The sequence below is a fragment of the Thiomicrorhabdus sp. genome (assembly GCF_963662555.1).
GTDB lineage: Bacteria > Pseudomonadota > Gammaproteobacteria > Thiomicrospirales > Thiomicrospiraceae > Thiomicrorhabdus.
Window position 1 is genome coordinate 1,116,346 of the sequence record NZ_OY759719.1, and the last position, 22,970, is coordinate 1,139,315.

General features: G+C 36.9%; 20 protein-coding genes. 16 read left to right on the top strand and 4 right to left on the bottom strand.

The annotated features are described in order from the left end of the window. Positions 1-46 precede the first annotated feature (46 nt). Both ACORJQ_RS04795 and ACORJQ_RS04800 read left to right on the top strand, forming a co-directional pair. Positions 47-973: a branched-chain amino acid transaminase gene (locus tag ACORJQ_RS04795; protein WP_321326472.1), complete on the top strand. Its 927-nt coding sequence runs from the start codon at positions 47-49 to the stop codon at positions 971-973. A gap of 29 nt (positions 974-1,002) precedes the next feature. Further along, positions 1,003-1,212: a zinc-finger domain-containing protein gene (locus ACORJQ_RS04800; RefSeq protein ID WP_321326474.1), complete on the top strand. Its 210-nt coding sequence runs from the start codon at positions 1,003-1,005 to the stop codon at positions 1,210-1,212. Positions 1,213-1,346: 134 nt separating this feature from the next. Here ACORJQ_RS04800 and ACORJQ_RS04805 read toward each other — a convergent pair whose 3' ends face one another. From ACORJQ_RS04805 to ACORJQ_RS04815, 3 genes are read right to left on the bottom strand one after another with little or no spacing between them, the layout of a single operon-like run. Further along, a complete protein-coding gene (locus tag ACORJQ_RS04805; protein ID WP_321326476.1) occupies positions 1,347-2,294 on the bottom strand; it encodes a lysophospholipid acyltransferase family protein in 948 nt (315 codons plus the stop codon). Continuing rightward, positions 2,291-4,039 (bottom strand): lipid A export permease/ATP-binding protein MsbA, encoded by a 1,749-nt coding sequence (msbA, locus tag ACORJQ_RS04810; RefSeq protein ID WP_321326477.1) that lies wholly within the window; start codon positions 4,037-4,039, stop codon positions 2,291-2,293. Before msbA ends, ACORJQ_RS04805 begins: the two co-directional genes overlap by 4 nt. A 3-nt stretch (positions 4,040-4,042) precedes the next feature. After that, entirely contained in the window at positions 4,043-4,705 is a 663-nt protein-coding gene (locus ACORJQ_RS04815; RefSeq protein ID WP_321326479.1) for a fused DSP-PTPase phosphatase/NAD kinase-like protein, read from the bottom strand. Positions 4,706-4,847: 142 nt separating this feature from the next. Between ACORJQ_RS04815 and ACORJQ_RS04820 the strand changes: the two genes are divergently transcribed. From ACORJQ_RS04820 to ACORJQ_RS04885, 14 genes are all read left to right on the top strand, one after another. Then, positions 4,848-6,461: a phosphoethanolamine transferase gene (locus ACORJQ_RS04820; RefSeq protein ID WP_321326481.1), complete on the top strand. Its 1,614-nt coding sequence runs from the start codon at positions 4,848-4,850 to the stop codon at positions 6,459-6,461. Continuing rightward, on the top strand, positions 6,458-6,829 hold the full coding sequence (locus ACORJQ_RS04825; protein WP_321326483.1) for a diacylglycerol kinase: 372 nt from the start codon (positions 6,458-6,460) through the stop codon (positions 6,827-6,829). Before ACORJQ_RS04820 ends, ACORJQ_RS04825 begins: the two co-directional genes overlap by 4 nt. 3 nt (positions 6,830-6,832) lie before the next feature. Then, positions 6,833-7,801: an ADP-glyceromanno-heptose 6-epimerase gene (rfaD, locus tag ACORJQ_RS04830; RefSeq protein ID WP_321326486.1), complete on the top strand. Its 969-nt coding sequence runs from the start codon at positions 6,833-6,835 to the stop codon at positions 7,799-7,801. 11 nt (positions 7,802-7,812) lie between these two features. Beyond that, positions 7,813-8,850: a lipopolysaccharide heptosyltransferase I gene (gene waaC, locus ACORJQ_RS04835; RefSeq protein WP_321326487.1), complete on the top strand. Its 1,038-nt coding sequence runs from the start codon at positions 7,813-7,815 to the stop codon at positions 8,848-8,850. Positions 8,851-8,853: 3 nt separating this feature from the next. Next, positions 8,854-9,987: a capsular polysaccharide export protein, LipB/KpsS family gene (locus ACORJQ_RS04840; RefSeq protein ID WP_321326488.1), complete on the top strand. Its 1,134-nt coding sequence runs from the start codon at positions 8,854-8,856 to the stop codon at positions 9,985-9,987. An 18-nt stretch (positions 9,988-10,005) separates the two neighbouring features. Continuing rightward, entirely contained in the window at positions 10,006-11,139 is a 1,134-nt protein-coding gene (locus ACORJQ_RS04845; RefSeq protein ID WP_321326489.1) for a polysialyltransferase family glycosyltransferase, read from the top strand. After that, on the top strand, positions 11,139-12,053 hold the full coding sequence (locus tag ACORJQ_RS04850; RefSeq protein WP_321326492.1) for a glycosyltransferase family 2 protein: 915 nt from the start codon (positions 11,139-11,141) through the stop codon (positions 12,051-12,053). The genes ACORJQ_RS04845 and ACORJQ_RS04850 overlap by 1 nt, the downstream gene beginning before the upstream one ends. Before the next feature lie 44 nt (positions 12,054-12,097). After that, complete coding sequence (locus ACORJQ_RS04855) at positions 12,098-13,279, top strand: nucleotide sugar dehydrogenase (RefSeq protein ID WP_321326494.1); 1,182 nt, start codon at positions 12,098-12,100, stop codon at positions 13,277-13,279. Then, entirely contained in the window at positions 13,279-14,289 is a 1,011-nt protein-coding gene (locus tag ACORJQ_RS04860) for an NAD-dependent epimerase (RefSeq protein WP_321326496.1), read from the top strand. The genes ACORJQ_RS04855 and ACORJQ_RS04860 overlap by 1 nt, the downstream gene beginning before the upstream one ends. A 57-nt stretch (positions 14,290-14,346) precedes the next feature. Then, complete coding sequence (locus ACORJQ_RS04865; RefSeq protein WP_321326498.1) at positions 14,347-15,336, top strand: sulfotransferase family protein; 990 nt, start codon at positions 14,347-14,349, stop codon at positions 15,334-15,336. 117 nt (positions 15,337-15,453) lie between these two features. Continuing rightward, positions 15,454-16,503, top strand: coding sequence for a glycosyltransferase (locus ACORJQ_RS04870; protein WP_321326500.1), 1,050 nt, complete (start codon positions 15,454-15,456; stop codon positions 16,501-16,503). Next, positions 16,496-17,701: an O-antigen ligase family protein gene (locus ACORJQ_RS04875; protein WP_321326502.1), complete on the top strand. Its 1,206-nt coding sequence runs from the start codon at positions 16,496-16,498 to the stop codon at positions 17,699-17,701. The genes ACORJQ_RS04870 and ACORJQ_RS04875 overlap by 8 nt, the downstream gene beginning before the upstream one ends. A gap of 16 nt (positions 17,702-17,717) precedes the next feature. Then, entirely contained in the window at positions 17,718-19,493 is a 1,776-nt protein-coding gene (locus tag ACORJQ_RS04880) for a sulfatase-like hydrolase/transferase (RefSeq protein WP_321326504.1), read from the top strand. Beyond that, positions 19,490-22,363, top strand: coding sequence for an FAD-binding and (Fe-S)-binding domain-containing protein (locus tag ACORJQ_RS04885; RefSeq protein ID WP_321326505.1), 2,874 nt, complete (start codon positions 19,490-19,492; stop codon positions 22,361-22,363). The genes ACORJQ_RS04880 and ACORJQ_RS04885 overlap by 4 nt, the downstream gene beginning before the upstream one ends. Before the next feature lie 27 nt (positions 22,364-22,390). Here the strand turns inward: ACORJQ_RS04885 and ACORJQ_RS04890 are convergent, their stop codons facing one another. Beyond that, the gene (locus ACORJQ_RS04890; protein WP_321326507.1) at positions 22,391-22,804 is read right to left on the bottom strand and encodes a hypothetical protein; all 414 of its coding nucleotides are present in this window, start codon (positions 22,802-22,804) and stop codon (positions 22,391-22,393) included. Between the last annotated feature and the right edge of the window lie 166 nt (positions 22,805-22,970).

Consider the following 22,970-nt stretch of genomic DNA (forward strand, 5'->3'; position numbering starts at 1 on the left):
TGTCATTCTTAAATATTTAATGAAAATTTTGTTGGAGAATTTGTTGATGCAAACGATGGCAGATAGAGATGGCGTAATCTGGTTAGATGGCGAAATGGTTCCATGGCGTGAAGCCAAAGTTCACGTGCTAACGCACACATTACATTATGGTATGGGTGTGTTTGAAGGTGTGAGAGCTTATGAGGCTGAGCAAGGTACTTCTATCTTTCGATTAGATGCTCATACAGATCGTTTAATTAATTCGTCTAAAATCGTTAATATGCCAATGCCTTTCGATAAAGAGACTTTGAACGAAGCACAAAGAGCCGCAGTTCGTGAAAACAATCTTAAATCAGCTTATATTCGTCCAATGGCATTCTATGGCTCGGAAGGTATGGGTATTCGTGCTGATAACTTAAAAGTACACGTTATGGTTGCCGCTTGGGAATGGGGTGCATACATGGGTGAGGAAAATTTAACTCGTGGTATTAAAATCGCGACTTCTTCTTATACTCGTCACCATGTAAATGTAACGATGACTAAAGCAAAATCGAATGGTTCATATATGAACTCAATGTTGGCTTTGCAAGAAGCAATTAATCACGGATGTGATGAAGCTTTACTGCTTGATGTTGACGGCTATGTTGCAGAAGGGTCTGGTGAAAACTTCTTTATGGTTAAAGACGGTGTTTTGTACACGCCAGAGCTAACCTGTTGTTTAGATGGTATTACACGTAAAACTATTATGACGCTTGCCAAAGAGATTGGGCTTGATGTAATAGAAAAGAAAATCACCCGTGATGAGGTTTATATTGCAGATGAAGCATTCTTTACTGGTACGGCTGCGGAAGTAACGCCAATCCGCGAATTAGATAATCGTCCAATTGGAATTGGTTCACGTGGACCTATTACAGAAAAGTTACAAGGCATGTATTTTGATATTGTTCATGGCCGTTCTGAAAAGCATTTGGATTGGTTAACAACCGTTGCTTAATTAGGCTACTAAATAATAAGGAAAAGACAATGGCTGAAAATTCCACCAATTCTAAATCGCATTATGAAGTAACTTATGATGATCTGCCGCTGCACTGCCCAACAGATGACATGAGTAAATGGAACTCTCACCCACGAGTTTTTTTACAAATTGAAGAAACGGGGAAAGCTAAGTGCCCATATTGTGGTGCGGAGTATGTGTTAAAAGATTTTGATCCAGAGCATCATTCTGGTCATTAATTTTCTGAACTTATAATTAGTTCACATAAGAAAAGCCGTAATTGATTAAATTCAATTACGGCTTTTTTGTTTTAAATGTATGCAATTTGTAAATTTACCACACCCGGTAAGGTGTTATATAGGTCAGGTAATCTTTAATAATCTTTTAAGTTCCAACGATTGTGAACCCATAAATATTGACTGGGATTGCGGCGAATTTCTTCTTCATATAGGTGGTGCAGTCTCAAGGTGTCTTGGTAATCATCGCCGGATGGAAAGTTCTCTAAAGCGGGCAGAAACTCAAATTCATAGTGATTATCGCCTAAACGTCTTGTAAACGCCGGCACTACTGCACAGCCAGTCATTTTGGCTAATTTTGATGTGGCAGGATTGCTTTTGGATAATGCTCCAAAGAAAGGTACTTCAATATGGCCTTTTGCTCGGTAACGTTGGTCAGGTAAAATGGCCATGGTTTTTCCTGCTCGCAGAACCTTAAGCATTTGTCTTGTGTTATTTTTGGAGATGGGTTCTACATGCTCACCATTATCAAATTGGATAGAGCGACCTTTTGCAATGAGGTAATCCATAAAAGGGTTGTCGTGAGGACGATAGACGGCGTAGTAATTGGTTAAAAAAGAGATGAACAGGCCTGATAATTCTAACGTTGTAAAGTGTGGGCTTAGAATTAATACCCCTTTGCCTTGCTGTTGAGCTTGTTCAAGATTGTGTACACCAGTAAAGCTTACGATGCTTCTTTCAAATGCATTTTTATGGTTGTTTTTGTGGTCACCCCACCAGACAATAGTCATCTCCATTAGGGCAATACCAATAGAGTTAAAGTTTTCTTTAAGGATTTGATTGCGTTCCATTTCAGTTTTTTCAGGAAAACATAAATCTATGTTAGCCTTAGCCAAACGACGACGTTTACCTGCAATCAAATAGAAAATTTTGCCAAGAAGCTTACCTACCGTAAATTTTTGTTTGAATGGAATAAATGCCAATAAACGTAACAAACCTAAGCCTAACCAGATACCCCAGTATTTTGGATGAAAGAACTGGTAACTAAAATCAGGTACGTGTTTGGTAGCTGAAATTTTGCTCATAGATCGTCTGTTCCTGTTTGTCCTTGGTTATACAGTTGAGAATAGGTACGTTTGTTCTTTAATAGGCTGCTATGGTCGCCTTGTTCAATAAGTTTGCCGTGTTCCATCACCACAATATTGTCGGCATTTTCAATGGTGCTTAAGCGGTGAGCAATGACAATTACGGTCCGATTATGTTTAAGCACTTCCATAGCACTTTGGATCATTTGCTCACTTTTATTATCGAGGGCGGAAGTGGCTTCATCAAAAATTAAAATAGGGGCGTTTTTCAAAAAGGCTCTAGCAATCGCCAAACGTTGGCGTTGACCACCTGAAAGTAAGTTTCCATTCTCACCTATATTGGTGTCTAAACCTTGAGGCAGTTTTTCAATAAACTCCCATGCATGAGCCGCTTTAGCGGCGGCAATAATTTCTTCTCGTTCAGTGTTTCCTTTGCCATAAGCAATGTTGGCGGCAACGGTATCGTCAAAAAGAGTGACTTTTTGGCTGACTAGGGCAATTTGCTCTCTTAAAAAGTGGCGGTCTAAGTCTTGAATGTTTTTACCATCCAGTAAAATTTCACCATTTTCAGCATCGTAAAATCGGGTAATGAGATTCACTAGGGTTGATTTTCCACTACCTGATTGCCCAACTAAAGCCGTAGTTTTACCAGCTGGTATAGTGAGCGAGAAATGTTCTAAGGCAGTTTGGTCACTGTTTGGGTATTGAAAATGCACATCTTTAAGAACGATGTTTCCTTTAGTTTGTGCGAGTGTTGTTTGTCCAAGATTGGTTTCATTTGGCTGGTCTAAAAGCTCAAAAATACTTTCTGAAGCCGCCATGCCTTTTTGAATGGTTTCATTAATACTAGTTAAGCGACGAATAGGCTCAAAAATTAATGCCATAGCGGTAATGTAAGAAAGTAGTTCACCCGTTGTAAATTGATTTTGTGCTGACATTTGTAGTGCAGTGTAAACCACTGCAGCAAGAGCAATGGCTGCCAAAACTTGTACTAAGGGAACGTTGAGAGCAGATACCTTAGTTACTCTCATTGTGTTGGTGAGAAGCTCATGAGCGGTATTTTGAAAACGATTTTGCTCATACTGCTCAGCACCAAAAATTTTAATGTCTTGGTGTGCAGTAAGGCTTTCTTCCAGTCTTTGAGTGAGTTGCCCCATATTCTGTTGCATATTTTTACTGGACTGTCGCATCATCTTACTGGCTTTATCAATAATCCAAGCGACTACAGGCCCAATAATAATAAGCAATAAAGTGAGTTTCCAAGAGATGTAAAGTAACCAAGCAATAAGAGCAATAATCGTCAGTGAATCTCTAATCAAAGTTACCCAGGCTGTGGAGAGTGCATTGCTAGCTTGGGGCACATCATAAGTTATTTTGGACATTAATTTGCCCGTTCCGTAGCTTTGAAAAACCCCAAAAGGAAGGTGCTGCATTTTGTGATACATGTCCTCACGAATCGCCAAAATCGCTTTTTGAGCAATCCACTGGCTAAAGACTTTACTAAAATATTCCGCAAACCCTTTAATGATAAAAATACCTGCCAGTAATAGCGGCATCTTTATAAAAGAGTCTGGGTCTTTTGCAATTAAACTTTCATCAACCAACTCTTTAAGCACCCACGCAGTAGCGGGTTCCATAATGGCAATGGTGATAAGAGCCAATAAGGTGATTGCTATCATGCCTTTAAAAGGCAAAATATAATTCAATAATCGGCGGTAAAGTGAAAGGGTAGCTCGATCTAGCATGAGTTATTCTCGGTGAAGGATTTTATTGACCACAATATTTGCCCAGCCAGAGCTATGAAACTCTTTATTTAGTTTGGGTTTATCATAGTGGTTTTCAAGCCAGTCTAAAAAAGAGATATCTGGATTTTGTTGTTTATATTCTAGGTAATTGTCAAAAAAGTAATCTAATTTGCCTGTTTCAGCCCATCTAAAATGGCCGTATTTCATGCTTAATTGTTGTAATGATTCTTCAATAGATTGGTGTTCAATAAACAGTTTGTAGAAAACACTCATCATACCTGCACGGTCAGCACCTGATTTACAATGGATTAAGATAGGATATTCAGCAGTTTCTAGAATTTCTTTAGCTTGTAAAACCTTATCAATATCTGGCAGTGAGCGTGAAGACATTGGATGGTTTATTAAGGTGATACCATATTTATCGCAAGCCTCTTTTTCAAGTAAGTAAGCCCCAGTTGTATCGGCTCGACGCATGCTAATAACGGTTTTTACACCGTATTTTTGGTGCAGTTTTTTAATAAAAGCCGGAGAAGGGTGGTTGCTACGGTACGCGTTCTCGGAAAGAGGGTAAAAATTTCTAAATAGACTACGAAGAATTTCATGGTCAACAAACCATGCATGTAAATGAGCTTTGGTACGTTTCCAAAAAGAGTTTAATTGAGTCATTCTGGCTTTTAATTGCTTTTAATTGGCGGATTAAGTTGTGGCTATTTTACCCTTTTATTAGCCTTAAATGATAAAATCACGTTTTTGTCGTTAATTGCGACTTTATAAGTTTTAAATCTCTATTCTTGCAGTAGGAGCATGAGTGTCTAAATTGGTTCGTTCTCATTGGTGGTCAGTGTTTTTTGTTTTGTTTTTTCCGCTGCTTATCATGTATATCTATTCTGACTTTATTAGAAGCTCAGAGCTTAATGCACGGTTTGGCTGGTTAATCCTTTTGGGTGGTCTAGCCTATTTGTTTAGACATACAGTTCTACAAAAAGTCCTATTAGGCGTTATCTTTTTATTTGTGGTCTCAGGCAGCTTGGATATTCTTTATGCTGTGACCTTTGGTGGTGTATTTGTTAGTGCGACCTTTGAAGCGATGGCGTTGACTGATAAGCATGAGGCTTTAGAGTTTTTACAAGCTTATGCCAGTATCGTCAATGTTGGGATTTTATTTATTTATTGGGTGATTGCTTATTACTCATTAAAACGAATTTTGTTTAAAGAAGCTGAATTAACTCGTGAAAAGGTTTTTGCAGGCCTGGGTGTGTTAATGCTTTTCGTTGCTGTCCAGCAAATTCATGAACGTGGCAGAACGTTTGATGTACTTCCAGGTTTTAGTGGGGTGGCGATTGATTATATGGATAGCCATAAGTCTATTGATAAAGTCATTGCTAATCGTGTTGCTCTTTATAAGAACAGCCCATTTAAAGCAAGCTTAAAATCAACTGCTCCGCAAACCTATGTGGTTGTCGTTGGAGAGTCATTGGGACGAAATCACATGGCTTTATATGGTTATGATAGAGCCACTACACCAAATTTAATCTCATTAGGTTCTCAAGCAATTGTCTATAAAAATACAATATCTGCATTTGCCCAAACTACCCCTTCCTTAAGTGTGAATTTGACAGAAAAAGATACGGTTAATAAAAAATCGTTAGCCGAATCTATTAGTTTAGTAGGCGTGTTTAAACGTGCCGGTTTTAAGACTTTTTGGCTATCTAATCAACAGCCACTGAGAGTGCCAACTAAACCTCTGGCAACCATTGCAGATGTGCAACATTTTATTAGCCATGATTTTCATGGCGTAGAGGCTAATCGATATGACGGTTATTTATTACCAGAAATTAAAAAAGCGATAGATGATCCGGCACAGCATAAAGTGATTTTCGTGCACCTAATGGGGAGCCATTTGCAGTATGAAAACCGTTTCCCGCCTGAGAAGATGATCTTTACAGGTTCAAAAGGTGTTCAGGCATATACTTCGGAACCATCTTCTTCTCAACTAGATTATATTAATGCTTATGATAGCTCGGTACATTACACTGACTATGTTCTAGGGAAGATTATAAGTGATTTAAAATCAGTAAAAGGTATTGCTGGGATGACCTTTTGGTCAGATCATGGTGAAGAAGTTTTTGATACAAAAGACTTTAAAGGTCATGGCCCTGATGGTGTAACAACGTCTATGCTAGAGGTTCCATTTGTTTTTTGGCGTAACCAGGCCTATGAAAAAGCATTTCCATCAGTTGATAAAGCTTTGCTAAGCCATACCAAAACTCCAATTATGCTGGATGACTTTTTTCATATTGCCCAGTGTATGATTCCAGTAAAAAGTGACTTAATGAATCAGAAAAAATCACTCTGCTTGCCAGAATATCAATCAAAGCCACGAATAGTGTATGGCAAAGATTACGATAAAGGGTTGAAATGAAATCTCCGCACTCTGGGTTAAAACGAGTTATCTATGCAGCAGGTTATTCCTGGAAAGGGTTTAAATCTACTTGGAAGCACGAAGCGGCTTTTAAGCAAGAGGTTATATTATTTGCATTAATGATGCCTCTAGCGTTTTGGATAGGAGATACCGCATCCGAAACCGTGATTTTAATTGCCGTTTTACTGATCGTTTTAGTCGTTGAGCTTTTAAACTCAGCAGTAGAAAGCGTTGTGGATCGTATTGGTGAGGATTATCATAAACTATCAGGCCGTGCTAAAGACCAAGGGTCAGCTGCGGTATTTTTATCTTTTTTTATCGCCATTTTAGTGTGGGGCGGTTTTATTATTTCTAAGATTATGGGTTAAAAAATGATTGTTGTAACAGGTGGTGCAGGCTTTATTGGCAGTAATATTGTTAAGGCGTTAAATGAACAAGGACGCACAGACATTATTGTGGTGGATAATTTAAAAAACGGTAAAAAGTTTATCAATATTGCCGATTGCGATATTGCTGACTACCTTGATAAAGAGGATTTCCAGCAACGTATTTTTGCCGAACAAGGTCTGCCAGATATCGAAGCGGTATTTCACGAAGGTGCCTGTTCAGCTACCACCGAGTGGGACGGCAAATTTATGATGGATAATAACTATGAGTACTCAAAAGATGTGCTTAATTATTGTCTTAATTGGGGAATCCCATTCTTTTACGCTTCATCGGCTTCTGTATATGGCGATGGCCCAGACTTTATTGAGGATAGAGCCTACGAAAAACCGTTAAACGTTTACGGCTACTCCAAGTTTCAGTTTGACCAATATGTACGCCAGATCTTGCCGAAAGCGAAAAGCCAGATTGTCGGTTTTAGATACTTTAATGTCTATGGTCCTAGAGAACAGCATAAGGGTGATATGGCGAGCGTGGCCTTTAAACTGCATAACCAAATTTTAGCAGGCGAAAAGCTTAAACTATTTGGCGAATATGATGGTTATGGTGAGGGAATGCAGACCCGTGACTTTGTCTACATTGAAGATGTCGTTAAAGTGAACTTATGGTTTTTAGCACACCCAGAGAAATCGGGCATCTTCAATCTAGGGCCAGCTGCGGCAGAACCCTTTAAAAACATTGCCGAAGCCGTGATTGATTTTCATGGTAAGGGTGAAATCGAATATATTCCGTTTCCCGAACATTTAAAAGGGGCTTATCAAAGCTTTACTCAAGCGGATAATTCGGCATTAAGAGCGGCGGGTTATAGCGAACCTTTTAATGATGTCGCTCAAGGCGTTAAAAAGTATTTAACTTGGTTAACCGAAAACCCGACAGTTTTAAATTTTACAAAGTAAACTTCTAGAATATGCGAATTCTGCTCATTAAAATGTCCTCAATGGGAGATGTGTTCCACACCTTTCCTGCGTTGTCGGATGCTCAATACAATTTACCAGGCCTGGTAATAGATTGGGTGGTTGAAAAGTCATTCGCAGAAATTCCAAAATGGCACCCTGTGGTTGATAAAGTCTACCCAATAGAATTACGTAAATGGCGTAAAAACCTACTAAAAAAACAAACCCGCCAAGAGATCAAAGCGTTTTTTGAAGAAGTAAATCAAACTCAATACGATTTAATTATTGACGCTCAAGGACTTTTAAAAAGTGCTTGGGTTGCTAGAAAAATTAAGGCCAAAACGGCGGGTTATGACTGGCAAAGTGCTCGTGAACCTTTAGCGACATTGTTTTATCAATTTAAGTATCCGGTTGCCAAAGAACAACACGCTATTTTACGTTTACGTCAATTAGTTGCCCAAAGCCTCAATTACCCACTGGCAGAAAACGCTCCGATTGTTTATGGTTTAAATACCCAGGCCTGGTCAAAACCAAATTTGGTGATCGAGCAGTTTGCCGAACAAGATTACTGGGTGTTTTTACATGGCACCACTTGGGAAACCAAATATTGGCCAGAAGACCATTGGATTGAGCTATTACAAAAAGCCAATAAATTGGGTATAAAGGTGATTTTGCCTTGGGGAAATCAAGAAGAGCAGCAACGTGCTTTACGAATAGCGAGCACCACCGAGGCAGAAAGTGTTTGGGTGCCTAGTGAAATGTTGTCTCTTAATGATATGGCCAAAACCTTAAAAAATGCTCAAGCGGTAGTTTCTGTAGATACCGGTTTGTCTCATGTAGCGGCCGCTTTAGAAGTGCCTATGGTGGTTTTATACCGAGTAACCGACCCTAAATTAGTAGGAGCGGATGGAGCAAAAGTAACTCGATTAGAATCTCCTTGTGCTCCTGGTTATATCAAAAAGTTTGCCAACAAAGAGCAGGAGCTCCTCTCTTTGCAAGGCTTGGCGGTAGACGATGTATTAAATGTCTTGCTCGCTAGGCTCAAAGGATAATCGATGAGTGCAATCCTTTTTTTTGCGGCCAGTAAAGACCAAAGACATTACTTTACTGAATTGAACCAGCATATAGAGCTGGATAGTGAAGTCGTTTGGTATAAGTCGCTCAAAATACCTTCTCTATTTATAACGTATCCATTAGCTCAACTTTGGCAGCAAGCTGAACTACTAACAATTAGAAAACAAAATAGTTCCAAGGGTAAAAAGTATCCAGCTTTTATTTGGCCTTTGTTTACGTTTATATCGCTTCTACAGGCATGTTGGTTATATTCCATCTATATTGGTTGGTTAAAGAGAGTATCTGCAAAATTTGTTGGCGTTTGGAATGGTAAAAAATTCAGACAAGCTATTTTGGTGATTGCGTTACAAAACCAGCAGAAAAAAGCGATATTCTTTGAGACAGGCCCTTTGCCAGGGCTATCAGCGATCGACCCTAAAGGGGTGAATTTTTATAGTTCAATCCCCAATACTCTTGATTTCTATTTAAATAGAACTTTGTCATCTGATGTTACAAATGAAATCATTAAACATGAAAATACCAGGCCTGGTAATTTGCCAAAACGTTTTGTTTTAGTACCCTTTCAAGTCGTTGAAGACAGTAATATTTATCTGCATTCAAAATGGATTCGCAATATGCGTCAGCTGTTTTCAGTATGTGAGTCATTAAGTAAAAAATTACCTAACATAACGTTTGTCTTTAAAGAGCACCCAGCCTGTGATGAACAATACGATGATTTGAGAAAGCAGCAAAGTACACAATTACAATTCATAGATGATTTTACAACTTCAGAATTAGTGCAGTATGCGGATGCGGTTATTACTGTAAACTCAACAGTGGGTATTGAGGCGTTGATAGCTCGTAAGAAGGTATTTGTGTTGGGTGATGCTCTGTTTGGAATTGAAGGTATTAGTTTTCCCGTAGATAGTGAAGACGCTTTATTTCAACAATTATCGCATTTAGATGCTTTAGTATTAAATGAAACGGCTATTGCCAGCTTTATTGATTATTTACAGCATGATTATGGTGTTGTTGGCAATGCAATGAAAAATCCAGGGCTAGAACACTGGCAAGCTGCAAATAAACGACTTACTTTATTACTAGCAGATAGAGCTAGTGAAGCCTTAAAACTTTAATGCGTGTGGGTGATTGATTTGTCTGGAGCTGAGCAGAAAAATAATATTGAGTCACATAATATTGAGTCACAAACTAAAACTCTGTATATGCCATCGACCCCATTAAACGTGTTGGTGAGCTGTGCTTTAGCTGTGCAAAATAATCAAAAAACATCAATAGAGCCAGAATCTGCACAGCTCTGGTTAATTGACCAAAAAAATAGTGAATCGAATCCTTATTTTTTGGCCTTGCAAAAATGGCAGGATTCACCGTTTGAAAAAGTCGATATTTTTTCGGGTAATACTGATGGACAAAATAAAATCTCTCATAGAAAACAGCTCTTTAAAAAATTAACAACCGCAATAAAATCGTTTCAACCCAATCAAGTTGCGGTTGGCAGTGATCGCCGAGTGGAGTTTCAGTTTGTTATGCAGTTGCTAAAGCGATTGCATCTGAGTGCAAAAGGTATTTATTTAGATGATGGTTTGTACTCTTATGCGGGGCGGCCTTATAACGTTTTAAAAGATGGAATTAATGCATTACTCAAAAAACTCGCTTATGGTTTTTGGTGGCGAGAACCTAAAACGGTTGGTGCTTCGAGTTGGATTAACCAGGCCTGGTTATTTGCACCTAATAATGCTGTTGAGCTGTTAAAAGATAAGCCGCTTAAGCAATTACAAGCCAAGTGGTTTACCACACAAGAAATTCTTAATTTAAGCCAATTGGTTGCACAAGAATTGAAATATAACACAGCTGATTTAGCCACCTTAGATGTGGTTATATTGATTCCGCACCCAAATAACATAAAAAAAATGCCTGGCTATAAAGGCCGTATTCAGCAATTGGTTAATAGGCTAGCCAGCCAGGGCAAACGTATTGGGGTTAAATATCATCCCAGAACAAAAGAGCGAGATTTATTAGCGTTAATGGACTCTGGTGCAGCAGAAGTCATACCCACACAAATAGCATTTGAGTTTTGTTTACCAGTTTTTAATGCAAAGTGTCACATAATAGGTGATGTGGGTACGGCGTTATTTACCTGTAAATGGCTAAGGCCAGATTTACCGCTAACAGCGGTTTTAGATGAGCATGATGATTTTCAAAGACGCTTTATTACCATATCAAACACCATGCAAATCCATGTAACGAATCAACTTGAGGATATCGTTTAATGCTAGCAAGCATCGAATATATTTGGCAATTACGTCAAGCAAAAAGCAATCAAGATCAGTTGGTAATGAGTATTTTATGCCGTAATGAAGTTGACATTATCGAAGCCAATATTAAAACGCACGCTACTTTGGGGGTAGATGGTTTTGTAGTGATGGATAACGGTTCTACCGATGGCACTAGAGAAAAGTTAGCCGAGTTAGCTCTAATTTATAATCTGCATATTATCGATCAGCCATCACAAACCTACCAACAGGCTAAATGGATGAAACAATTGGCCTTTTATGCTCGCAATAAAATGAATGCTCGTTGGGTAATCAGTAATGATGCCGATGAATTTTGGATTCCTGAAAATGGCGATTTAAAGTCTTATCTGCAAGCCAAAGATTCTGTTGTTACCGTTAAGCGTAGCAATATGTTATTGACTGAAGAAGCCTTGCAGCCAGACTATCATTTTTCTCAAGCAGAACATAGCGTGTTGTATCCTATTTGTTATGATCGGGATGTTCAAAAAAGTGATGATCAAATCTCAATGTTATTGGTGCCAATTAGCCCTAAAGTAATTGTGAATCCAAAAGGGTTAATTAAGTTAAGCGGCGGTAATCATCGTGCTAAACATATTGGTAAGGCTTTTTCGGCACGAAACGAACCGGGTATTCACGTTTATCATTATCCTATTCGCTCCTATGAACAGTTTGAAGCCAATATTAAACATCGTGCTGAATTGCTTAAATTACCCAATGCAAAGATGGGTGATCACTACCGTCGTTGGGTTAGGCTTTATGAGCAAGGTGAGCTGCCAAAAGAGTTTGAACGGTTTGTTTTAACCCAAGAGCAATTGACAACTTTTATAGAGTATCGAGTGGCTGTTTATAACAATAAACCAGGTAAAGCTATAGCAAAGGCACTACAATAGTGCCCTTGAAATTATACGTATCGTAAACAAAGGATGGCTTGCAAATGAAAATCGCAGTCGCAGGAACCGGTTATGTCGGTTTATCACTTGCCATGCTAATGGCTCAAAATCATGAAGTAGTGGCACTGGATATCGTTCCTGAAAAAATTGATTTGTTAAATGCAAAAATATCTCCTATTGTGGACGATGAGATTACGTATTTTTTAGAAAATAAAAACCTAAATTTCACGGCTACCTTAGATAAAGACCAGGCCTACCAAAATGCCGATTTTGTGGTGATTGCTACCCCAACCGATTACGATACCGAAACCAATACCTTTAATACAAAATCGGTAGAAGCGGTTATTTCCGATGTATTAGCCATTAACCCAAACACAACCATGATTATCAAATCCACCATTCCTGTGGGTTATACCGATCAAGTGAAAGCGAAGTTTGGCATTACAAATATCATCTTCTCACCAGAGTTTCTAAGAGAGGGAAAGGCTTTATACGATAATCTTCATCCATCACGTATTATTGTGGGCGAAGAATCTGAGCAAGCTAAAATATTTGCAGGCCTGTTAGTCGAAGGGGCAGAAAAGTCTGAACATGAGATTCCTGTTTTGTTTACCGACAATACAGAGGCTGAAGCAGTCAAACTTTTCTCAAACACCTATTTAGCGATGCGTGTTTCCTACTTTAATGAACTAGACACCTATTGTGAAAGTCACGGTCTTAGTACCAAGCAAGTAATAGAAGGTGTAGGCTTAGATCCTCGTATTGGTAATCACTACAACAACCCAAGTTTTGGGTATGGTGGTTACTGCCTACCAAAAGACACCAAACAACTGTTAGCCAACTACCAATATGTACCTAATAATATTATTAGAGCAATCGTCGATTCAAACACTACTCGTAAAGATTTTATTGCTGATCAAATCATCAAACGCAACCCAAAAACAGTCGGAATCTATCGTCTAGTCATGAAACAAGGCTCAGACAACTTTAGAGCCAGTGCTATTCAAGGGATTATGAAACGTATTAAAGCTAAAGGTATAGAAGTTGTCATATTTGAACCCGTTTTAACTGAGCAAGGTGAAAAGGAATTCTTTCACTCTAAGGTAATGCAGGATTTAACTGAGTTCAAAAACAAAAGCGATGTGATTATTGCAAACCGCATTATTGATGAATTAAGTGATGTGGCAGAAAAAGTTTATACTCGCGATTTATTTGGAAAAGATTAATGAATATTTTAGTAACTGGTTCAGCCGGGTTTATCGGCTTTTTTGTCACTCAATCCTTATTAAAGCAAGGTCATTCCGTCATTGGTATTGATAATTTAAATGATTATTATGATGTTTCATTAAAACAAGCACGTTTAGATTTTTTAACGCAGTTTTGCGATGAGAATCAATTTCAAGACCAATACCAATTTATCAAAATGGATATTGCTGATAGAGAAGCGATGCATACTTTATTTGAAGAGAATCTATTTGATAGAGTCATTCATCTAGCCGCTCAAGCTGGAGTTCGTTATTCGATACAAAACCCAAATGCCTATGTAGATTCCAACTTAATTGGTTTTGTGAATGTATTGGAAGGCTGTCGTCAGCAACAAACCGCACACTTAGTTTATGCCTCGTCGAGTTCTGTTTATGGCATGAATAGCAAGATTCCATTCTCAACCGATGATAGAGTTGATTATCCAATCTCTTTATATGCAGCGACCAAAAAATCCAATGAATTAATGGCACATACTTATAGCCATCTCTATAACATCCCAACGACTGGATTACGTTTCTTTACTGTATATGGTCCTTGGGGACGTCCTGATATGGCATATTTCTCATTCACTAAGAAGATATTGAATGGCGAAACCATTGATGTCTTTAACCACGGACAAATGCAACGTGATTTTACCTATATCGACGATATTGTCGAGGGCATAGTTAGAGTCATGGAAAGAATTCCAGAAAGACAATCCAGTGAATTTTCTACAGCAGAAGCACCATACAAAATCTACAATATTGGTAACAATCAACCCATCACCTTAGAGCGATTTATTAATGCCATTGAAGATGCCGTGGGTAAAAAAGCTATTAGAAATAACCTACCCATGCAAGCAGGTGATGTGCCGAGAACCTATGCAGATGTTTCTGAATTAATGAAGGACGTCGATTTTAAGCCGTCTACAGAGATTGAAGTAGGGATAAAGCGTTTTGTTAAATGGTTCCAAGAAAGAGATATTAAATAAGCCTTAACATGTTATGTAAATGCTTTAATGACTAAACAGGTGCTCGGAGAAGTGAATATGAATCAGGTAAAAAAATTAAAACCAGTTTTTATTGGGGGCTCTCAGAGAAATGGAACGACGTTGCTTGGGTCATTGTTGGGAACTTCTGTTGAATCGGTGGTTACACCGGAATCTCAGTTTGTGGTTGATTTGTGGAAAGATGCTTTTCGGTCTAATCAAGAAATTCTTTCTAAGCAATTAATATTTAAAAGGCTTAAAAAGAATTTTAGATTTCATTTGTGGGAGTCGCCGATACCGAATATTTCTAATTACAAAGAAGAAATGTTTAGCTCCAAAGAATATGTAGCTTTTTTAAATGATCTTATTCAACTATATGCTTTAAAAACAAACCAAGAGAATTCAACGCACTGGATTGACCACACTCCAACGCATATTCAATATGGTTTAATATTAAGTAAGCTCTTTCCTGAAAGTAAGTTTATTCATTTAATTAGAGATCCTAGGGCTGTAGCAGCATCTATTATTGATCGTGATTGGGGCCCAAATAACGTTAAAGACGCATCAAAGTTATGGGCTGAAAGTATTGGTTATGGTTGTGCACTTCAACAGTCTATTCCAGATAGAGTATTGGTTATTTATTATGAAGATCTATTGTTGAGCACGGAACCTGTGCTTAAAGAAGTTTGTGATTTTATAGGTATTGAATATGCTTCTAATATGTTGGGTGGAACTGGATTTAAACTTCCTGAGTATACAAAAGAACAGCATGACCTAGTTGGTAAGTCAATTGATTCTTCAAGAATAGATGGTTGGAAAGAAAAGTTAACGGCTTCTGAAATATATGAGATTGAAGATAGGTTGTTAAGCTTAATGACAATTCATGGCTATGAAGTTTGTCAAGAAGCCAAGCCTTCTAAAGAAAGTATAAAAGAAATTCTTACTAAAGAGATTCGAAAATTTAAAAAGAATATTGATAGGTTTCTAACCAAAAAAAAGAAAAAAAGATATAAAAAACAGTTGGCGAATGAAGCCCGTAAAAGATTTTAGAGAAACGGGTTCTAAGAAAAATGAAAGTTCAATAGAAAGATTCAAGAAACTTAACTTTTATGCTTTTTAAGCAAAGTATTTAATAAAAGGTATAGGCTTGAAATATAAGATGGAAATATGAAAAAAATAGGATTTTTGTTAGGCTCTCTAGCTGGAGCTGGTGCTGAAAAAACGATATTAACGCTTGCAAGCAAACTTTATGAATTAGGAAATCAAGTGCATTTAGTTGTTTTAAAAAATGCAAAAGACTATAAAGTTGTTGAGGGATTAAATATTCACGTTGTAACGGATTATGCAAAAAATGAAAATAAAGGGTTATCAGAAATTGCTAAAGAGATTGGAATGCTAGATTTATTCGTGACCAGTAGAGCAGAATATTATGAGGCATTAACTGCAAAACAACGTTTTTGTTCAGTACATATTACGCCAACAGCTTGGTTAAAAAAACGTAACTTTTTCTTTAAATGGAAAACATTAATTCAAACTATTAAGTTAAAACATAAATTTGCTAATAAAAATTTGATTGCACTTTCTGAGGGCATAAAAACAGATTTGGTTGATAACTTAGATGTCGATGAGAAGCGAATTACGGTTATAAATAATCCGTTTGATATTGCAAAAATACAAAATCAAGCGTTAGAGCATTTTGAACAATCTAAAGAAGTTGGTGAATATATTGTCTATGTTTCGGCTTTGATACCACGTAAAAGACATTCTGATTTATTTCATGCTTTTAGCAAAATGCAGAATAAAAGTATTAAATTGGTTTTGGTAGGTAAAGGGGCACTTAAAGAGCGTTTAGAAAATTTAGCTAAGCAGCTTAAAATAGATGATAGGGTTGTTTTTTGGCCGTGGGATCCAAATCCTTATCGTTTAATTAAAAATGCGAGATTGTCTGTTTTAGTCTCTGAAGCAGAAGGGTTACCTAGAGTATTAATAGAGTCAATAATTATTGGTACTAAAGTAGTTTCAACTGATTGTCCATCAGGGCCTAATGAGGTGTTATTAGGTGAAAACTCCAAATACCTTGTACCTATCGGTGATGTCAATAAGTTGAGCCTAGTTCTCGATGATGCTCTTATTAATAATGAGCAACAAATATTTGACTTTGATAGGTTTGATGCAACTAAAGTAGCTAAGGCTTATGAGGGCTTAATTAATGATTAAATTGATGCCCATTTTGGCAATTTTAGCATTAGTATTTAGTGGCGTTCTTCATAGAAGTGTTGATGCGATTTATCTATTAATATTCTTTGTTGGAATGTATGCTCTATATATAAAAAAAAAGAATTTACCTTCTGAGCTTAAAGTGTTCTATGTACTCGCTTTGACGTTAATATTTATTATCAGCTCTTCCATTCTTATGCATGATTGGCATACTTTTTTTCAATGGCGGTTTACGGCATTCCAGTTGTTGCTTTTTATACCTTTAATTGGAATGTTTGCATCTTTTGCTTTTAATTCAGAAGAGATTTTTTGGAAAACATTAATTATTTCGGCTTTGTATAGCATTTTTTGGCTTTGCCTTGTCCTTTTGAATTGGCCCGTAACGCGAGATACTGGTTATTTATCAGATGCGATTAATCGCGGCAATATGGGTATGCTATTTGGTTTAATGGCAATGGTTTCATTTTTTGCTTTACCAAGTAAAGTTTGGAAAACTTTAGCTGTATTAGGTTTTATTAGTGGTGTTGCACTTAGTCTTATTTCGGGGTCAAGAGGTGGATGGCTTGCACTCTTGATTTCTATGTTTACATTGACCTTTATTTTTTATCGTTTTGGTAAAAAAATAGAGTTTAAAAGTTTAGTTTATATTCAACTGTTTTTAACGATTTGTTTGATTGTTTTTTGGGAAGAACTGCCTATTCAACAAAGAGTAGATCAAGTATTTGTTGATATAAATAATTACTTAGATGGTAATCCCTATTCATCAGTTGGTTATCGCTTTGAGTTATGGAAGGCATCTTATTACGCATTTTTAGAAAAACCTCTGTTTGGTTGGGGATGGACAAATTTTAATGTTGCTAAAGAGTTTGTCTTTAATGAGGGTGATATTGCAGCCATAAGGGATTTTGGACACCCTCATAATCAATATTTCCTGTTTTTAGTAGAAACTGGATTGGTAGGGCTTCTCTCACTGTTAGCCTTTATGCTTTGGCCTTTTTTTGTTGCTATTCGATATATAAAACAAACTAAAGAGTTTAATAACACTATATATTTAGCTATTTTGGTAATGGTTGTTACAGAATCAATTCTAGAATTTTCATTAACAGATGATACTTTTTCTCAAAAATACTTCATTTTTGTCTTTATTTTTATTTCTTCATTCTTTTTATTTAATAACAGTAAAAAGAAATTAGCATAGTTAGGTAAATTATTTTATGGATGTTTTTGCTCTTGTTCCGGTAAAACTTTTTTTTGCTATTGGATTGATTTATTTGTCGGTTAAGTTTTATCAAGATTGTCGATCAAGAAATCATCATTTAGTATTTTGGAGTTTTTTAATAAGTACTATTTCGGCTGTTATTTTAGCAATCTTTTCTATAGGTAAAGTATATCCATATGGATTTGTAATAGATGTTGCAACTGGCTTTTTGATTGCAATCTTATTAATTTGGCTTGAATCTAAAATCAAAAACTACATGTTAAGAGTCCTTGTGGTATTTGTCACAATATTTGCATTATCCTTAATGCCTTTATTTTATATTCAGCATTTATTTTTAGTGGGAGCTGTAGTAAATTCTGATAGTTTTATAGCAATTTTTCAAACTAATTTCCACGAAGCTATAGAGTATGTAGCATCTTTTGCATCACCTATAATGGTGGTTGTTTTCTTATTGTTTTTTTATCTTACATATGTCTATTCAAAGAAATACGTTAAAAAAGATAAAGAGGCCTTTAGTAGAAATGAAATGATACGTTATTTTGTTTTTTTGGTATTAACGTTGTTAATCGTTCCTGATGAAAAAGGATTATATACTTATCCTTTTATTACATATGCTTCTTATAGTAAGGAGCTGGATACGGTTAAACAAAGGCAAAAAACGTATTCTAATGCATCGCAAGACATGGATATTAAAGCTGACAAAAAAAATAAAGGCGAAACATATATTTTGGTGATTGGAGAATCATTAAATAAACATCATATGTCGTCATATGGGTATAAAATAGAAACCACACCATTTTTAGATAAAGAAAGAAAAAGAGATGATACAGTCTTTCTTGAAAGAGCCTTTGCTAACTATCCAGGTACAATGGCAGCATTGTCATTAGCTATGACTGAGGCAAATCAATATAACAAAAAGAAATATGCAGATTCGGTGGGAATTGTTCAAGTTTTTAATAATGCCGGTTTTAATACTATTTGGTTAGGGAATCAACCATTGTCAAATAGTTATGATATGGTTCTAGGTTATATTGCAAATCATGTTAACGAAAAACATTTAACATTTGATCGAAAATTTACAACTATGTCTGATAGTAGACAAAAGCCAGATGGTGTTTTATTACCGCTCCTAAAAGAGACTTTTGCTAAACTTGATTCTTCAAAAAACAACGTTATTTTTATACACTTAATGGGGAATCATACACACTACTGCAAGCGCTATCCTCCAGAGTTTGAAAAGTTCAAAATACCATTTACTGAAAAACTTTGGTTTAATCTTGTGGCTGGTGGAACAGGCCATGCACAACAGTGCTACGACAATAGTGTTTTATATAATGACTATCTAATTGACAAAATTCAAAGTCAATTAAAAACATTTTTAGGTAATGATAAAAGTGGTGGTCTAATGTATTTTTCAGATCATTCAGACGATATTGCTCGTGGTATAGGGCATTCTTCTGCTAATTTTTCCTATGATATGGTAGAAATTCCCACCATATTTTGGGCATCACCAGAATACAAAAAACAATACTTAACTAAGTTTAAAAATTTACAAAATAACAGTAATAAACTATTTTCTAATGACTTGGTTTTTGATTCATTTATTGGTTTTTCTGGTATTAATCTTAATGCCGAACATTACTGTAATAAATGTGATATAACAAATGAAGCTTATACTTTATCTGCGGAAGATGCCAGAACAATGCATGGTAAATTACCTTATGCAACTGATAAAAATCCTTTTTATAAGCAGAAAAATAATAACCAATGATAGCTGATGCATCTGTCTATGAGTTAAAGACCCTTCTTATTGAAGTACCAAAGAATGGCCAAGTTTTATCTGAGCTTGTTCATAAGCATTTAGTTTCTCATCAATCATTAACAATGCGAGCAGGCGGTACCTCTTTAGGTGGTCAGGCGATTGGTTCAGGCGTTGTTATTGATGTTTCTAAGCATCTGACTAATATTCTTGATTATCAGCCTGATTTACGTGAGATTACTGTTGAACCTGGCGTAATTCAGGATGATTTGAATGATTTTGTAAATGCGGATGGTTTAAGGTTTGCACCAGATACATCAACCTCTAACCGTGCGATGATTGGAGGCATGATTGGTAATAACTCTTGTGGCTCTTACTCAGTTTATTACGGTACTACGCGTGAGCATGTTAAGGCGTTAGAGGTAATTTTAGCCGATGGTTCTGAAGCGTATTTTGGCCCTCTCACTGCAAAACAGCTGCATGATAAATTGAATCAACAAGATTTTGAAGGCAGTATTTATCGAACTGTGATGCGTTTGTTAGAAACCCATGGCAAACAAATTCTAGAACACTTTCCTCACCCCTCCATAAAACGCCGCAATACCGGCTATGCTTTAGACGAGCTTTATCGTCATCATCAACCATTTAATCCGAATGGAAAACCGTTTAATTTAGCCCCTCTGATTTGCGGTAGCGAAGGTACTTTGGCGGTGGTTAAAACGGCCACGTTAAATTTGGTTACCCAACCTAAACACAGACAGCTTTTGTGTGCTCAGTTTGATTCGATTGAATCGGCAATGCAGGTGGTGTCAGAGTTACTTGAGTTTGAACCAGCGGCGATTGAGTTAATTGATAAAGCGACGCTTGATGGAACTAAGGCTAATATTCACCAACAACAGAATCGTTTTTGGATTGAAGGTGATCCACAAGCCGTTTTAGTTTGTGAATGGTTTGCAGATAATCAAGCAGATTTAAATCATCAAATGTTAAATTACCAGGCCTGGTTACTTAAAAACGGTGCTTATGCGTCGCCAATTATTGATGCCAAACAAGCGGCAAAAGTTTGGGAGGTTCGTAAAGCGGGCTTAGGGATGTTAATGGGCAAAGTCACGCGTAAAAAAGCCGTTGCGGTAATCGAAGATGCGGCTGTTCCAGTTAAAAATCTATTTGATTACTTTAGCGATGTTCAATCCTTAATGGCAGAGTTAGAAGTAGGTTGTGTTTATTACGGCCATGCTTCAGTAGGGTTGATTCATCTTCGCCCAGAAATTGATTTGGCAACCGAAGAGGGTAAGCAACTTTTTAGAACCATTGCCGAACGAAACTCTAAATTAGTTAAAAAATACCGTGGAGCGATTTCAGGCGAGCACGGTGATGGTCGCATTCGAGCTCCGTTTATTAAAGAACAAGTTGGTGAACAGGTTTATGCGTATTTGCTGGAGCTGAAACGGGCATTTGACCCTCATAATTTATTGAATCCGGGCGTGATTATTGGCGATATGCCCATTACCGATAATTTGCGAGCGGATAGACAACCGCAAAAATTGATTGAGACTAAATTTGATTGGTCGAGAGATCTCTCTTTAATGGATGCGGTTGAAAAATGTAATGGTGCTGGAGCTTGCAGAAAGTCGGCAGGCCGTGGCGTGATGTGCCCGTCGTATCAAGCAACACGTGAAGAAAACTACTCTACCAGAGGGCGAAGCAATTTACTGCGTTTTGCTTTAACGGAACCCAATCCACAAAAAGCCTTATCTCAAGCGGAACTACAAGATGCCTTAGAGATGTGTTTAGGTTGCAAAGCGTGTAAAACAGAATGCCCAGCTAATGTAGATATGGCAAAACTGAAAGCTGAAGTGTTGTATCAAACACAAGGATTGTCACTTTCTAATTGGATTTTTGCCAACTACGGATTTATTTTAAAACAGGCTAAAAATTGGCCTAATACCTTTAATTGGTTGCAATCTTTATCGGCAATCAAGGCCTTAATGCAGGTAGATAAACGCAGAACTTTGCCTAAGGCACATTCATCAAATCTAGCTGAATGGTGGAATTACTTGTCTTTTAAAGAACTAAACAAAACTCAATCATCTATAGTTAAAACAAAAGTTTGGGTGCTGTGTGATCTATATAGTCAGTATCAAGAGCCTAGAGTTGGGCAAGCGGTTTTAGAGGTTTTGCATCATTTTGGTTTAGAGGTAATACCAGTTTATTTGCAGCATTCGCCAAGAGCTTTGATTAGTAAAGGGCTTTTAAAACAAGCTAGAAAAGCGTTATTAGAAACGGTGTTTGCGATGCAAGAGTATCAACCTCAAGATTTGATCGTGGGAATTGAGCCTTCTGAGTTGTTGGTTTGGCGAGATGAAGCAAAAGATTTACTGAATAATATTGTGTTTGAAGATAACCAGGCCTGGTTAATTCATAAAGAGAGTAATAGCCCGAATAATACTAAAAATAAAACACTGGGTTTACGCAGCATCCTTTCATTTGAAGAGCTGGTTCTTAAATTGAACGCACAAGCGATGTTGCCTGAGTTAAAGGCAATCAACAAAATCCTTTGGTTGCATGTACATTGTCATCAAAAGGCTTTAGCAAAACCGATTGACTCACAAAATGCACTGAAATTAATACCAGGTCTTGAAGTTAAGATGATTCCATCAGGGTGCTGTGGGATGTCTGGTGAATTTGGTTATAAACATTATGAGGTGTCTAAAACGATTGCTAATCAAGTTTTATTACCAACACTAGAACAAGCTCAAGCGGATGACTTGATTGTGGCAACGGGAACCAGTTGCCGACATCAGTTAGAAGATTTGGGTCAATATCAATCACTGCATATAGCTCAAGTCTTTGCTATGGCGTTAAATGAATCACAATTCTAAGAATATAATCAATAATTCAAAGTAGATTTACCAGGCCTGGTAAAAAGGCTTTAAGGCTTCTCTTAACTTTTCTGGTGTTTCTAATGAACTTTTTAACGGTTCATGGCACCAAACGGCATCTGGCCAAACTTCATCATTCTCTTCTCTAAAAATTAAATGAATATGCTGGTTAGGGTTTTTATTACCAATTTTGGCGATATTAAAATGCTCTGCTATCTTATTTTGTTGGATGTATGCAATCAATTCATAGATGGCACCGTAAAGTTCTTGAATATAAGACAGGTTTATACTGGCATCCAATGTTTGTTTAGGCACAACCAATAACCATTTCATTTCGGTTTTTTCAGCCATTAAAGAGTAAAGAGGGTGGTCGTAAAGGTAGAGGCTATCAAAAGTGGCTTCTAAATTTTGTGGTGAATGGTCGCTAAGAATAAAGTCCATGCTTTTCTCGTATCTGTTCTTAATAGAAATGGGGCTTGATTTACGTTCTAATTCAGTTCTTTTTTCAGTTCGTATTCAATTCTAATTTAATTTGAGCTTTATTTGATATAAGACTCTCTTAAAGCCAACAAAAATCCTTGTTTAGGCGTTAGAATGACAACATTAT